Raw genomic sequence first — 13,205 nt, 5'->3', positions numbered from 1 at the left:
AAACCAATCAGGATTTGTGCGCCCCGGCCTCCCAACCATGCGGGGCCAGCTTAGCCTCGGCGAAGGCGGTGGGAATGTCCTCGAGATCGGTCGCCAGCGTGTCGTTCCAGCGATTGAGGAAACCGAACATGGCGATCACTGCCATTATCTCGACCTGCTGGCGCTCGCTATAGTGTTCGCGCAAGCGTTCGAAATGCGTATCGGTTGCGCGGTTGGGCTGCCCACCGGCAGCGAATGCGAGCGAGAGCAGCGCCTTTTCGGCCTCAGAGAACGCATCGCTACTTTCGAAATCGTAGAGCGCGTCAATCTTCGCTTGCGGTACGCCTTGCTCGCTTGCTCCATGCGCGGTGTGAGCCTGGCAATAGCGGCACCCTGCGGCGAGGCTTGTCGCATGACCGATTAACCTCTTGGTGGCATTGTCGATTTCGCTGTCGCCGTAGATTGTGCTCACAAGGTCGCGGAATGCCGTCAGCAACTCAGGCCAATGCGCCATGGTGAGCACAGAGTTGGGAATATAGCCCATGAGATTGCGCGCGAACTCGGCGTTCTCATCGCCGCCGAAGGCATCGGCTGGAGCTAGCGGAGCAATGCGTGTCATTCGGTTTCATCCAGCGTGACGTCAGGCGTGGTGTTGTCCATGTCGCGCCACAGCTTCCAGCCGCCGTCTTGCCACTTGTAGATCAGCAAGGCGCGGCCGGCAGAGCGGATAGGCTCATCGCGTCCTGGTACCTGAACGGCCATGCGATAGGGCGAAGTGACAAAACCATAGGGGTAGTCGACTTGCACGTCTTCCGGCTCGAATTCGAAGCTGGTCTTGGCACCCTGATCGGCGAAGCGGCGCAGGTAGCGTACGATCGCGTCGGCATCCTTCAAGGCCGGGGCCTTGTCGGTCATCAGCCAGACATCGTCGGAGTAGAGTGCGCGCAGGGCTTTCCAGTCCTGAGCCTGCAAGGCGGCGTTCCATTCGGCCCCTGCCGCGGCGAGACTTTCTGCGGTCGCGCCCATTGCCTCATCGTCGCGCGTGCAGCTGCCCTGCAGCCAGCGCAGATTGAGACCCACGCGATCGGAATCGGGTCCTGCCCAGCTGTAGGACGTTGCCCGCTCGGCATGGTCTCGGTGTGCGTAGATTACCAGCGACGGGGCATTGGAGCTGCCCTTCGCCCAAGTCACATTGCGCAGCCGCATAGTTGCTTCGGGCGCATCGCCGCCGCCGACTTTTACCTTGCCGCCCTGATCGAAGACCGCGAGATTATTCTGGAAAGACCAGTCGTCGCTACCATCCGGCTTTGCGGCAAATTTTCTCACCGAGAACCAGCATTTGAACGGGCGGGCAAGGCGCAGTTCGCTGCCGCTCACTTCCCATCCGCCACCGCTACGCTTGTTCAGGCCGGGGAGGGGGATCGACTGCCAGTCTGCCTGCGCTTCACCGAACGCATCGATCGGCTGCCAGCGCCCGTCATCCGCGATTCGGAATGCCATTTCGGGCGGCGTCTCGCGCCCTTCTTCCTCGGCGAAGGAGCGATCCTCGACATTGGTCCAGATGCCCGGCGTAAGCGGCGTTTGTGCCTGCGCCGGCATGGCCATTGCAATGAGCGGAAGGAGCAAGATGCGCATGGTTTGTCTCATTATGTCTGTCAGGATTTGGCGACGCCGAGCCGGGCCAGCTGCTCGCGATAGAGCCGCCGGGTCATCGGCATGAGCGCCAGCGGCAGGATCGCGAAGATGATCGGCACCATCGCTACGGCATATCGCAGGTTCTCTTCGCCGAATACGAGGTTGGAGAGGTATCCCGTCACGATCGGGCCAAGCGAGCCGAACCAGCTGATGCCCAGATAATACAGCGCCACGATCTGGCCGCGGATTTGCGATGGGGTGATGGCCAGCAGCGCCGTCACTCCGATGGCAGAGACAATGCCGATACCGACTGTGTTGATGCACAGCACTGCATAGGCAAGCTCAGCCGACGGCATGAAGTAGGGGATTACGCCCGAAGGGATCATGATGAAGAAGCCGATATAAAGGATCTTGAGCGGTGCATCGATAATGCCCTTGGCGCTCTGCCGGTCGGACAAGGCGCCGAAAATCATCATGTTGATCGGGCCGATAATCAGCAGCGCGATGCCATTGATCAGCGCATACTTCTGCGCGCTCCAGCCCCAAGTACGCTCGAAAGTAGAGGGCAGCAGGCCCTGGCTATAGGCCATCGCCGTCATCGCGCAGACGACCAGGATCACGCCCGCATAAAGTGCGAAGTTCTTCCAGAGGTAGCGCAAGGCATCGCCGAAGCCGCTGCCGGTGACAGTATCTTGTGATACCGGCACCGGGCGGCGGACGGGTTCTTTCATGAACAGGAAGCCGAGCGCCAGAATGATGCCGGGAAGGCCGACCACGATAAGGGTAAAGCGCCAAGGCGAGAGCTCACCAAAGAATGGCAATGACTGGCTTCCGCCCGATGCAGCCCAGGCAATGATCCCCGCGCTTAGTAGCGATGCGATACCGGCACCCACGGGCAGCGCGCTGGAGTAGAAAGCGATTGGCTTACCGCGCTTTTCGGGCGGGAAGGCATCTCCGATCATGGAGAATGTCGCGGGGCTGAGCGTCGCCTCGCCAACACCCACGCTCATTCGGGCAATGAAAAGCTGGACGAAATTCTTGGCCAAGCCGGTGGCGACAGTCGCTGCGGACCAAAGGGCGATGCCGATCGATACAATCCAGACCCTGCGGCCGCGATCAATCAGCCAGCCCATGAAAATGCCGACAAAGCCGTAGATGATCGTGAATGCGCTGAGCAGCCAGCCGATCTCGATATCGGTGAGCTCGAACTCAGCCTTGATCGGCTCGACCAGCAGGCCGAGAATGTAGCGGTCAACGAAGCTGAAGATGTAGGCAATCGTCAGCATGATGACGAGGAACCAGCCGGCTCCCGCGGAGGGCCAAGGCTTCTCGGTATTCGCTGCGGCTTCTGTCATTCAAATCCCTAACCAGGCGGTGCGGCAAAATGGCCACACAATTTCTCCGGTTTTAACGGAGAGAGAGGGGGACGGCTTGCTCGCCTATCACACATGGTATACCAAATGTCCGGACAAATTCGAGTCATCCTCGGCGCTTGTCAGCGCAATGATGAAGCGGGTCAATGGGATTAAAATCATTTATCAAATTCTAAATTGAATAAATTGGACTTTGGTGAGCCGCAAGGCACGGTGTATTTCACGAGCGCAACGCTCAAGGGAGGAAAGTTACGATGAAGAAATCGCTATTGATGGCGAGCGTAGCCGGTCTGGCTGCAGCACTGCCGATGCAGGCGCAGGCACAGGATGCCGATGACCAGGCAGGTGCCGATAGCCGCGAAACAGGTGGCCCGGTGATCGTTGTGACCGCGCGTAAGCGCGAAGAGAACTTGATCGATGTACCGCTCGCGATCACTGCAATTGGCGCTGAAGAGATTGATGAAGCCGGGATTGACAACATTTCTGATGTTGCATTGCAAACTCCAGGCTTCTCGTTCCGTCAGGGCTTTGGCCGTACCGGCGGCGGCGAGGGCGGCGCGAGTGTTCGCCCAGCCATTCGCGGCATGTCGAATATCCTTGGTGCAGCGAACGCAGGCTTCTTCGTCGATGGAGTTTTCGTTTCTGGCAACATCACGAGTTACCAGCTCGAAAATCTCGAGCGCGTGGAAGTCATCCGCGGACCGCAGTCGGCGCTTTATGGTCGCCAGACCTTCGCCGGTGCTATCAATTTTGTGACCCGCAAGCCTGACAACGAATTCCGCGCTGGTGCGGAAGTCACCGTGGGCCAGTACGATCACCAGGAAGTATCGGGCTTTGTTTCGATACCGCTGCAGGAAGATGTGGCCGCGCTTGAATTGAACGGGCGTTATTACAGCTTTGGCGGGGACTATGTGAATGCCGACAATGGCGAACGGGACATCAATGACCAGCAAAGCTGGAACGTCGGTGCGAAGTTCCGCCTCACGCCCGGCGATAATCTCGAAGCAATTCTGGGCGTAGCTTACGGTGAAGACCGCGACAAAGGCTATGCGACTTACAAGTTCGGTTCGGAGAACCTGAATTGTTTTCTGCCCGAGATTTCCGGAAATTATCAGCCATTTTTCTTCCTTCCTTCCTTCACTATTCCGGTGAATGAGAATCGCTCTAGAGGATATTTCTGTGGTGAGATTGAACAGGGCGATCGCGAACTCGCCTATAACAACGATGAGCTCGAAGAGCTTGGTTATCGCGGTCTAACGCGGAACTATTTCCGGAGTGATCTGACCCTGAACTATTACTTCGACAGTGACTGGCAGTTGACTTCCATCACTGCCTTTAACGGGTCGGAGAACGTCAACGGTTTCGACAACGACCTCTTCCCGACCGATACTCCCAGCCTCTCCATCGGCGGTTCCAGAACTCACGACTTTAGCCAGAATGTGCGATTGCTTTCACCTCAGGACGCTCGCATCCGTGGTTTGGCTGGTGCATACTACTTCCGCCAGCGTGATGGCGAAGGGTTCAACATCAACACCTCTTGGACCTCTGCCGAGCTGGGCAACAAGTATCGCCTCGATTCAGCGGACGGCGTCAACAACTGGGCCGTGTATGGGATGCTCGAGTTCGATGTGACGGACCAGCTCACCATAAGCGCCGAAGGTCGGTACCAGGAAGACGAAATACTTGCTTCGGACGAAAGTGACGGTGATTCGCCCGCAATCACAGCGCCTACCAATCTGCGCAGCGAAACATTTACGGCGTTCCTACCTCGTTTTACCGCCAAGTTCGAAGTCAACCCGAACCTCAATATCTATGCGGCGGTTGCCAAGGGCAACAAGCCGGGCGGCTTCAATGATCTTCCGAGCGACGGAACAGCGGCTTCGGTCGCCGATTTGGTTGCAAGGGGCATCGAGACGTTCGATGAAGAGCAGGTCTGGTCTTACGAGCTCGGCACCAAGGGTCTGATCCCGGGCACGAGTTTGAGCTTCAATGTGGCGGGGTTCTACCTCGATTGGACAAGCCAGCAGCTGACGCAATCGCAGCCCTACGAAAGAACACAGGGCGACTTCTCGACCGTTCCGTTCATCGTAAATGCCGGCGCATCGGAGATCAAAGGTCTAGAAGTCGAGGTATTCGGACGTGTGACCGATTGGCTCGATGTTCGAGTTGGTTACGCTTATAACGACGCCACTTTTAAAGACTTCTATGACGAGAATACTGAAGAGCTGCTCGACACCGATGGCGAGCCAAGTTTTCTCGATGTAGACTTCACCCAGCCTAATCCGGCAGACACGGATGGACCTAACGGCCAGGTGGCGGGCAATCGTCTGCCGCAAACTCCCGTCCATCAGCTGAATTTGGCTGGAACCGTGCGCTTCCCGGTTAGCGACAATGCCGAATTTTTCCTACGGAATGATTTGGCTTACGAAAGCAATCGCTATGCGCAGGTGCATAATCTCGCGCGGACCGGTGATAGCTACAACTGGAACATTCGCGCAGGCGTCGAGTTCGGCAATCTGACGGTGACGGGTTTCGTCGACAACGTGCTTGAGGACAAAACTCCCTTAGTGATCACAAGGTTATTCGACTTCAATCGCGGCATGCTTGTGCCTTCACCGGGTAGGACAACATTCGGACGACCGGATAGCCGCTTCACCTTCTTCCGCGACTTCATCGTCGGTGCCCCGCGCAAGCGGCAGTTTGGCCTGACCGTCAACTGGAGATACTAAGAAGGCAGCGCTGATGGCGCTATCGAACACGGAAACGCGATGGGGCGCGGTCAGCAAGTGGCTTCACTGGCTGATCGCGCTCCTCATTATCGTGGCGTCGCTGATCATGTGGCACGCCAATGACAGCACCTACTGGTTCAAGTCGAACGTCAGGATCTTCCTCGAGTGGGTGCACTGGCACAAGGCGCTGGGGCTGATCGCATTTGCCCTGATCCTGTTCCGGCTTTGGTGGCGCCGTCGCCAGCCCGTCCCGCAAACCGATGACCTGACCGATTTCGAAGAGCGCTGGAGCAGCCGCGTCCATTGGGCATTCTACGCCCTGATGATCGCCTTGCCGATTACCGGTTGGCTCAGCTCGAGCCTGTTTGGCAGCACGGTCAATGTATTCGGCCTGTTCGTCATTCCGCCGATCACTCCGGAGAACAAGGAGCTGGTCGGACCATTCTACTGGGCGCATTTTGTGATGGCCTGGGCGCTGACCGCCCTGGTGGTTTTCCATATCGGCGCGGCGCTCTATCACCACTTTGTGAAGAGGGATCGGGTGCTGAAATCGATGCTGCCCGAGCAAGAGTGACGATGGGACAGGGGTAAGGATTTGGCAAGCAATCCGAAAGTATCGCGCGGTGTACGGACATGGCATCGGCGGTTTGCGCTGCTGCTGGGCATTTTCCTTATTTTCCAAGGCGTATCCGGCGCTGTCACGCAATACCGTTTCCTGTTGATCGGTGAGACGCAGGAGGGGTATTCTGCGCCCGTGATCGGGAATGCAGCTACGCCCGACGAAGTCATAGCGATCGTCAAGCGTGACTTGCCCGAATTCCAGTCGGCGCATGTGATGTATCCCAGCGATTCCGCGCCAGACACCGCGGTGATGGTGATGGGCGGATACGACAAGACCAAGATGGACATGTCGCGCATGGTCACGGTCGACCAGTACAGCGGCAAGGTTCTGGCCGAGATGCCGTTGATGGAGAGCACCGGCTGGGTTGGACTGATTACGACATTGCACAAATGGGAATGGAGCAATCTGGGCCGCGTGCTGATCACGATCATTGGCCTGGGTTCGATGGCGATCTGTATTCTTGGCATGTGGCACTATCGGCAGACGCGCAAGGTCACGCCGAAGAGCTGGCTGGTGCGCTGGCATCGCAAGGCGGGACTGTTTGTCGGCACGGTGATATTCATGACCGCGATTACCGGTACGGCGATGAACCTGTTCAACTGGTACGAGAAGGAAACGGGTGTCCTCGTCACCGCCACCAATATGCGCGAAGCGATGATGTTGGAGGAGGTGCCGCCGATCAAGGTCGAATTGGCCGAAGCAGCGCAAATCGCCCTGAAGGCGTCTGGTGCCGAGCGGTTCGGCGCATTCTCCGAAGCCGGGCCGCATGCTCGCCAGCACTGGTTCGCCATGACCACGCCGCAGCTGCGTCGGATCGATGTGCTCGTGCATCCGCAGACTGGCGAGGCAACGATCAAGAACACCGGATTGATGGAAGGCGGCGATGGCCTGCGCAACTGGCTCTATCCGCTCCACACGCTCTATGTCGTGGGCGAAGTCGGCGGGATCATCGCGACTATCTGCGGCATCGCGCTGCTATTTTGGGGCGTGAGCGGTTTCCTTATCTGGCGCAGGGGTCGGCGGCTGCGAAAATCGCAAAAGGCATGACCTTTCCCAAGGCGCCCACGTACCGCCTCCTGCGGTCGATCCACAAATGGGCCGGGCTCGTCGCAGCGCTGTGGCTGTTTGTGATGGGCGTGACCGGCGTTGTGCTCGATCATCACGAGTGGCGCTGGGTCAGCCAGAACAGCGTGCCATCGAGTTGGACGTCTGACCGGGTCGAATACCTCGTCCCAGGAACGGTCATGCGTCATATCGCGGTCGAAGACGGACGGATCGTTGGCGGCTCGGAGCGCGGTGCGTGGTATTCCGACGATGGCGAAAACTGGTCGGATATCGATTTCGACGGGCTGTCCGGCCAACCGCAAGTAACAGGTATTGCCGACCTTGGCGGCGAGGGCTTTGCCCGAACCTATCTCGCCAGCGATGAGGGCATCTGGGAACTGTCGGCCGACGGGACGAAGGCGGCGCGCATCGGCTTGCCGGGCGAGCACCTGACGTCGATCAGCGAGGGACATGGCGCTGATGAGCTGATGGTCGTTGCCGACATGAGCGACATTCTCACCTTTGACCTTGCCGGCGGCGACTTGACGCCCGTCAATCTCGAGGAGAACGTCACGGGACTATCGCCTGAGGTGAAATTCCATCGCTTCATCATGGATATCCATTTTGGCCGCGCTTTGCTGCCGGGCAATTGGGGCATCTGGCTCAACGATCTGGGCGGGGTCGCGATGGCAGTCCTCTCGCTCACCGGGATCCTTTACTGGTTCGTGACGCGGCGTGGGCGGCGCAAGTTCATGACGATGAAGACGCAGCGCAGATGGATGCAGTGGCTGTTCCGCGCGCACGCTCCGATCATCGGCCTGCTTGGCCTTGTCCCCTTGCTCTATATTTCGATCAGCGCGATCCCGCTCAACCACATCTACGGTTTCCTCGACTGGGCTGACGGCAAGACCGTCGCTCGGGAATCGCTGCCATCGGCCTACCAGCTGGCGAGTTTCGATCACCAGATAGACGGCGTGGCGGCCTGGCCGGGCGAACCGGGCCGGATATCCATCGCTACGAGCCACGGTTTGCTCGAAACCACCGACAACGGCCAGAGCTGGGCGACAGACCTCAGCGTGCCCGTCGAGGGCGGCGCGCCGGGTGCCAATATCTTCCGGGTCGGCGATACGATGTTTGCTGGCTTTGGCGGCGGGCGCAATTTCTTGCGCGAGGCGGATGCGGACGAGTGGAGCCAGCTGGAAGGAACCAGCACCGCCATCACCAGCGCCGCGCGCGATGGCGAGCAGGTCTATGTCAAGAACAGCCAGCAGATCTACCACGCGCCGACATTCACATCCCCGATGGAAGAAACGGGGACGGCGTTCACCAACGCTGCGCCCGGCACCACTCTGTTCCTGTTCCTGATCGATGTACATTTGGGGCTCGTCATCCACAGCGAGTTCAAATGGGCGAATGATCTCTTCGCGGTACTCGCGATTATCCTGGCGCTGAGCGGCCCAGTGATGTGGCTCAGGAGAAAGTGGATTTGATTAGGCGTTGAGGAAAGCGCGCGCCGGATCGGCGATGCGCTCGGGCGTAGCGTCGAAAAGCCCATAGGCCAGATCAGGTAGTTCGATCAGCTGAGCGGCCGGGATCACTTCTGCCGCAGCGCGGCTTTGCGGATCGAGGCCGTCATGCGGCGCGATCACCAGCACGGGCTTGTCGATCGATTGGAGCTTCTCGGTGAGGTCGATTTCGAGCGCGGATAGCAAGGCCCATCCGCCCCAACGCCCGGCCCGCTGTTTCTCCGAAACCAGCCGCGCAACATCGTCCCAGCTCTGGCCTTCGGGCCGCGCCTTGAACGTCCCCTCCCACATCGGCGGGAGGTGCGAGCCGTCTTCGGAATATTCGTCGTTGTAGCCGCGCGGCCGATCGATCTGCTCGACCAGTCCATTGCGCCGTTCGTCGCCGAAATAGGGCATCGAAACCAGCACGGTCTTGCGCACCATGTCGCGGCGAGCCGCAAGGTCGGCGGCAATCGCCGCGCCCGTATGGTAGCCGAGCAGGTCGAACGGGCCGCCATATTCGCGCAGCAGCGCATCGAGAATGGCGTCGCCATAGGCTTCCAGCGGAGGACGCTCGGCGGGCCGATCGGATTCGCCATAGCCGGGCGTATCGGGTGCGATGACCATGCGATCGCGCGCCATCACCGGCAGGAAATGGTCGAACATGCGTCCGGACAGCGCGGTCTGGTGCAGTGCGACGAGCGGGGGTGCGGTGATTTTCTCCGGGTCCGGCATCGCGACGCGCAAGTGGATCTGACCGAAAGCGCCGCGGATATAGCGCCGAGTGATGCCTTGGGGCGCGGGTTCGGGCAGTGCATGCAGGCGCGTGAGGGGGAGGGCGGCAAGACCGGCTCCAATTGCAGAAAGTATCGCCCTGCGATGCATCAGTTGAGCCTTTCGGTCAGTTCCACGAGGTGACCGTCAGGATCGTACACCATTGCAAAGCGCGCGTCCCATGAGTCGGTGACGCTCTGGATCGGCACGGTCTCGATCTCTTTGTGGACTGCGTAGCCGTTCGCGACCAGCTGGCGGAAGATCTCGTCGAGACCTTCGGCTTCCACCATCATGATCGCATCGCCATGGCGCATTGCCGGCGCGCCCGCTTTTCTCGCTTCGCCATATTGCAACAGACCAATCATGCCGATGTAGGGATGCTTGCCCTTCATGATCACGAAGCGGCTCGGATCGCCAGCCTTGGTGCCTTCAACCGGCAGGCCGCTCTCAGAGATCTTTCCCGGTTGCCCGACATACCATTGCTCGAAACCGATGATCTCGTAGAAGCGGATCGATTTTTCGATGTCGTGCGTCAGCAACGTTGCCCGGCGTAGCACGGTGCCTTCGCTTGCGCCGCTCTCTGCAACGGGCGCTGCAGCAGGCGTTTCGATCGAAGCAGCGCAGCCGGCCAGCGCCAGCGGAGCCAGCGCGGCCAGAGCGACTGTCCTCATTCGGCGGAATCTTCGACAGCAGCTGACACCGCTGCCCGCAGCGAATCGATGATCCGCTTGGCGACCGTCCAGCTCGTATCGTTGGGCCGATCGTCATTGACCGGAGGCGGCGCCGCGTAGACCGGATAATTCTCGCGAATTTCATTCTTCATCTTTTCCGGCATCTCGTCCCAGCTGTTGAGACGCAGGCCCCCCGTATAGAATACCAGCAGTCCGTCGCGGCTGCGCATCTTCATCCACGGCATCCAGCGCGAGATACGGCCCCAGCTGATCACACTGTCGACCACATGCGGAGTTTTCGCGTCGGCAATATCGTCGATCGGTGCGGTCCAAGTCAGGAATTCTGACGCCTGATAGTTATTACCGACGTACTCTTGGTATTCGCCCGCGAGCGGGTTGTCATAGAACAGCAACGCAGCGCCGCCGCCCTGATAGGCGTAGCCATCGACGATCGTCGGCGTGAAAGTGGCGCGGGGAGTTCCGTCTTCACTCCGCGACCAACTCGGACGACGCGAGTTTACCGGATCGTTGGCGACGTGGATCACATCTACCGTCTCTCCGGTCCATGGGTTCTCCCACGTGTTGATCACTTCGTTCGTTTCCGGATCAAGATAGAACATCACTTCGCGGCTGACGCTGCGCGAGCCGACACCGCGAACGGGGTCTTCGAAAGCTTCGCACTGGCGTGTGTTCATCGCCATCACATTGAACAGATGCGTGTCCTTTTCGCCAGGCACGCGGCTGTAGACTGTGCCTTCCCAGTAATAGACCGTCGGATCTTCCGTCTCTAGCGAGCAGAACATCTTGGTGCCCATCCGGAACGCGTCATCGGCGTCTTCGGGATCGAGCTGCGCGGCAGCGGGCGAGGCGAGGAGCATGGCTGCTCCGGCAAGGGTAAATACGATCTTGCTCATTGTCCGTCCTCCGCTTGGCTGGCTTCCATCATCTTGCGGAAGACTTCCCAGCTGGTTTCATTGGGCCGCGCATCATCGACCGGCGGCGGAGCGGCATATTGCGGATAGCGCTCGCGCAGAACCGAGAGCAGTTCTTCGGGCAGGTCGTCGATTGAATTAACGCGTCCGCCAACAGTGGCGGTGTAAATCACGCCGTTGCGGTCTCCCATCTTCATCCATGGGAGCCAATTGGAAATGCGCGACCAGCTGATTGAGTGATGGTCGACCGTGGGGTCATCAGCATCGAAAAGGTCTTCGGCGTAGAAGAAGTCGTTACCCATCTCCATCGCGTGATACTTGCCGCCGACCCAGTCCTGGTACTCGCCGCCCAACGGATTTTCGTAGAACAGCGGCGTATTGCCCCCGCGCAGTGCGCGCCCGTTGATTACCCAGTACTCGGTCTTCAGCGGCGTCCCATCCGCGCGGTAAGCGAAAATCGGATTGCGCATGTTCACCGGATCATTGGCGACATGGATCACGTCGAGCTCTTCCTTGGTCCACGGATTGGTCCAACTGTCCATGATTTCACCGGTTTCGGGATCGGTGTGGATCATGATCTCGCGGCTGACAGAGCGGAAGCCTTCGCCGCGCTCGGAATCGGCGACCGTCGTACACTGGCGGATGTTCATGCCTTCGAGGCCGAAGAGCTTGCGATCCTTTTCGCCTTCGACGCGGCTGAACATAGAGCCAGTCCACCAGTAGATTACTGGTTCGCCGTCATTGAGCGAACAGATCGACTTGCGCATGATTTTGAGCGCATCTTCCGGATCGTTCTGGTCGAGCTGTTCGGCCTGCGCGTTGCCCGGCAATGCCAGAATTGCGGCTGCCGCCAGTGAGGCGGCAAATTTTTTGCGGATCATGTTGTCTCCCTTCCCGCTTTGCCAACCAGAGTGCGCGAGTGCCGACTGCGGGTCCAATTTATAATATTGCGAAACCCATATGTTCACCTAATACGTGGGGGCGGCCATTTTCGCTTCAAGTTTTTCGAGAAATAGGCGCACACCGGAAGATGGGCGTTTCACCCGCGAGGTAACTGCGCGGAGCGGCAGTCGCCAATCCAGTCCTGCTGGCGATACGTCTGCTAGGAGGCCGGCAGAAATGTCGCGCGCGACCATTGGTGCTGGTAAGACGGTGACAAATTGGTCCTGCATCAGCATGTCGCGGACAAGCCCGATATTGCGGATATCCAGCGCGGGGACGGGCGGTACTAGGCCCGCTTCCTGGAATGCTTTCCTCCATGCGGGGAGGTTCGCATCGATGTTGCCGATCTGAATCCATTGATGCTCGGTTAGGTCATGCATCGCTACTTCATCGCGCCCAGCGAGCGCGTGTCCGCCTCCCGCCACCACAATCAATTGGACCGAAGTGAGCGGGATAATGTCGAGCGTCGGCTCCTTGTCTGATTCATTGATAGTACCGATGAAGGCGGAAAATTCCCCGCTATGCAGGCGTTCTGCCACCGCAGGCAGGACCGCGCGGCCGATATGGATCTCCAGCTCGGGGAATTCTTCGACCATTTCGCTCAGCACCTCGCTCACCGCGAGGCCGACCGCGCTCGGCGCCATGCAGATATCGAGCCTGCCCACCTTGCCGCTTTCCAGCGCAGTAATCTCCTCGCGAACCTGTTTGATCTCGCGCAACACGCGGTGAGCCGTAGTGAGCATTAATTCGCCGAAATCGGTGAATGTCACTGGCCTTGTCCCGCGCTCGACCAGAGATACGCCAAGCGCCTCTTCGAGCTGCGAGATCGCAATGCTGAGCGCCGGCTGCGTGATCCCGAGCGTTTCGGCAGCCGCCGTGAACGACGCCTTCTCCTGCAAGCGCGTGAGATACGTCAGCTGCCTAAGGGTGATTTCCATCTCTGCCATGAGAGGTGGCTAAATTGGATTTATACTTCTGTCAAAACTATAAATTGGACGA

Annotated in this window: 12 protein-coding genes; 4 read left to right on the top strand and 8 right to left on the bottom strand. The window is 59.1% G+C overall.

Annotation, left to right across the window (positions count from 1 at the left end):
- Positions 1-7: 7 nt before the first annotated feature.
- From ACEWMW_RS00225 to ACEWMW_RS00215, 3 genes are read right to left on the bottom strand one after another with little or no spacing between them, the layout of a single operon-like run.
- The gene (locus ACEWMW_RS00225; RefSeq protein WP_409411872.1) at positions 8-598 is read right to left on the bottom strand and encodes a carboxymuconolactone decarboxylase family protein; all 591 of its coding nucleotides are present in this window, start codon (positions 596-598) and stop codon (positions 8-10) included.
- Complete coding sequence (locus tag ACEWMW_RS00220; protein WP_409411871.1) at positions 595-1,626, bottom strand: YybH family protein; 1,032 nt, start codon at positions 1,624-1,626, stop codon at positions 595-597. The genes ACEWMW_RS00225 and ACEWMW_RS00220 overlap by 4 nt, the downstream gene beginning before the upstream one ends.
- Before the next feature lie 8 nt (positions 1,627-1,634).
- On the bottom strand, positions 1,635-2,969 hold the full coding sequence (locus ACEWMW_RS00215; protein WP_409411870.1) for an MFS transporter: 1,335 nt from the start codon (positions 2,967-2,969) through the stop codon (positions 1,635-1,637).
- A gap of 272 nt (positions 2,970-3,241) precedes the next feature.
- Here ACEWMW_RS00215 and ACEWMW_RS00210 point away from each other — a divergent pair, with 272 nt between their 5' ends.
- From ACEWMW_RS00210 to ACEWMW_RS00195, 4 genes are read left to right on the top strand one after another with little or no spacing between them, the layout of a single operon-like run.
- Positions 3,242-5,716: a TonB-dependent receptor gene (locus ACEWMW_RS00210; protein WP_409411869.1), complete on the top strand. Its 2,475-nt coding sequence runs from the start codon at positions 3,242-3,244 to the stop codon at positions 5,714-5,716.
- Between the two features lie 13 nt (positions 5,717-5,729).
- Positions 5,730-6,290 (top strand): cytochrome b, encoded by a 561-nt coding sequence (locus ACEWMW_RS00205; RefSeq protein ID WP_409411868.1) that lies wholly within the window; start codon positions 5,730-5,732, stop codon positions 6,288-6,290.
- Between the two features lie 21 nt (positions 6,291-6,311).
- A complete protein-coding gene (locus ACEWMW_RS00200) occupies positions 6,312-7,385 on the top strand; it encodes a PepSY-associated TM helix domain-containing protein (RefSeq protein WP_409411867.1) in 1,074 nt (357 codons plus the stop codon).
- Entirely contained in the window at positions 7,382-8,872 is a 1,491-nt protein-coding gene (locus ACEWMW_RS00195; RefSeq protein ID WP_409411866.1) for a PepSY domain-containing protein, read from the top strand. The genes ACEWMW_RS00200 and ACEWMW_RS00195 overlap by 4 nt, the downstream gene beginning before the upstream one ends.
- Here ACEWMW_RS00195 and ACEWMW_RS00190 read toward each other — a convergent pair whose 3' ends face one another.
- The 5 genes from ACEWMW_RS00190 to ACEWMW_RS00170 form a co-directional block, all read right to left on the bottom strand.
- Positions 8,873-9,772: an alpha/beta fold hydrolase gene (locus tag ACEWMW_RS00190; protein ID WP_409411865.1), complete on the bottom strand. Its 900-nt coding sequence runs from the start codon at positions 9,770-9,772 to the stop codon at positions 8,873-8,875.
- Positions 9,772-10,332: a VOC family protein gene (locus tag ACEWMW_RS00185; protein WP_409411864.1), complete on the bottom strand. Its 561-nt coding sequence runs from the start codon at positions 10,330-10,332 to the stop codon at positions 9,772-9,774. Before ACEWMW_RS00185 ends, ACEWMW_RS00190 begins: the two co-directional genes overlap by 1 nt.
- Positions 10,329-11,246 carry a DUF1838 family protein gene (locus tag ACEWMW_RS00180; RefSeq protein ID WP_409411863.1) on the bottom strand — a complete coding sequence of 306 codons (918 nt, stop codon included), beginning with the start codon at positions 11,244-11,246 and terminating at the stop codon, positions 10,329-10,331. The genes ACEWMW_RS00185 and ACEWMW_RS00180 overlap by 4 nt, the downstream gene beginning before the upstream one ends.
- Complete coding sequence (locus tag ACEWMW_RS00175) at positions 11,243-12,145, bottom strand: DUF1838 family protein (RefSeq protein WP_409411862.1); 903 nt, start codon at positions 12,143-12,145, stop codon at positions 11,243-11,245. The genes ACEWMW_RS00180 and ACEWMW_RS00175 overlap by 4 nt, the downstream gene beginning before the upstream one ends.
- 87 nt (positions 12,146-12,232) lie before the next feature.
- On the bottom strand, positions 12,233-13,153 hold the full coding sequence (locus tag ACEWMW_RS00170; RefSeq protein ID WP_409411861.1) for a LysR family transcriptional regulator: 921 nt from the start codon (positions 13,151-13,153) through the stop codon (positions 12,233-12,235).
- Positions 13,154-13,205: the final 52 nt, after the last annotated feature.

This window comes from Litorerythrobacter xanthomarinus, assembly GCF_046254955.1.
GTDB lineage: Bacteria > Pseudomonadota > Alphaproteobacteria > Sphingomonadales > Sphingomonadaceae > Qipengyuania_C.
The sequence above is the reverse complement of the archived record's forward strand: the minus strand, read 5'-3'. Positions and strand labels throughout refer to the sequence as shown.

What these genes read in the sequence shown, in the direction of transcription:
- ACEWMW_RS00215 (WP_409411870.1), bottom strand. Translation starts at nt 2,969, where the DNA reads ATGACAGAAGCCGCAGCGAATACCGAGAAGCCTTGGCCCTCCGCGGGA.
- ACEWMW_RS00170 (WP_409411861.1), bottom strand. Translation starts at nt 13,153, where the DNA reads ATGGCAGAGATGGAAATCACCCTTAGGCAGCTGACGTATCTCACGCGC.
- ACEWMW_RS00175 (WP_409411862.1), bottom strand. Translation starts at nt 12,145, where the DNA reads ATGATCCGCAAAAAATTTGCCGCCTCACTGGCGGCAGCCGCAATTCTG.
- ACEWMW_RS00220 (WP_409411871.1), bottom strand. Translation starts at nt 1,626, where the DNA reads ATGAGACAAACCATGCGCATCTTGCTCCTTCCGCTCATTGCAATGGCC.
- ACEWMW_RS00210 (WP_409411869.1), top strand. Translation starts at nt 3,242, where the DNA reads ATGAAGAAATCGCTATTGATGGCGAGCGTAGCCGGTCTGGCTGCAGCA.
- ACEWMW_RS00195 (WP_409411866.1), top strand. Translation starts at nt 7,382, where the DNA reads ATGACCTTTCCCAAGGCGCCCACGTACCGCCTCCTGCGGTCGATCCAC.
- ACEWMW_RS00185 (WP_409411864.1), bottom strand. Translation starts at nt 10,332, where the DNA reads ATGAGGACAGTCGCTCTGGCCGCGCTGGCTCCGCTGGCGCTGGCCGGC.
- ACEWMW_RS00205 (WP_409411868.1), top strand. Translation starts at nt 5,730, where the DNA reads ATGGCGCTATCGAACACGGAAACGCGATGGGGCGCGGTCAGCAAGTGG.
- ACEWMW_RS00190 (WP_409411865.1), bottom strand. Translation starts at nt 9,772, where the DNA reads ATGCATCGCAGGGCGATACTTTCTGCAATTGGAGCCGGTCTTGCCGCC.
- ACEWMW_RS00180 (WP_409411863.1), bottom strand. Translation starts at nt 11,246, where the DNA reads ATGAGCAAGATCGTATTTACCCTTGCCGGAGCAGCCATGCTCCTCGCC.
- ACEWMW_RS00225 (WP_409411872.1), bottom strand. Translation starts at nt 598, where the DNA reads ATGACACGCATTGCTCCGCTAGCTCCAGCCGATGCCTTCGGCGGCGAT.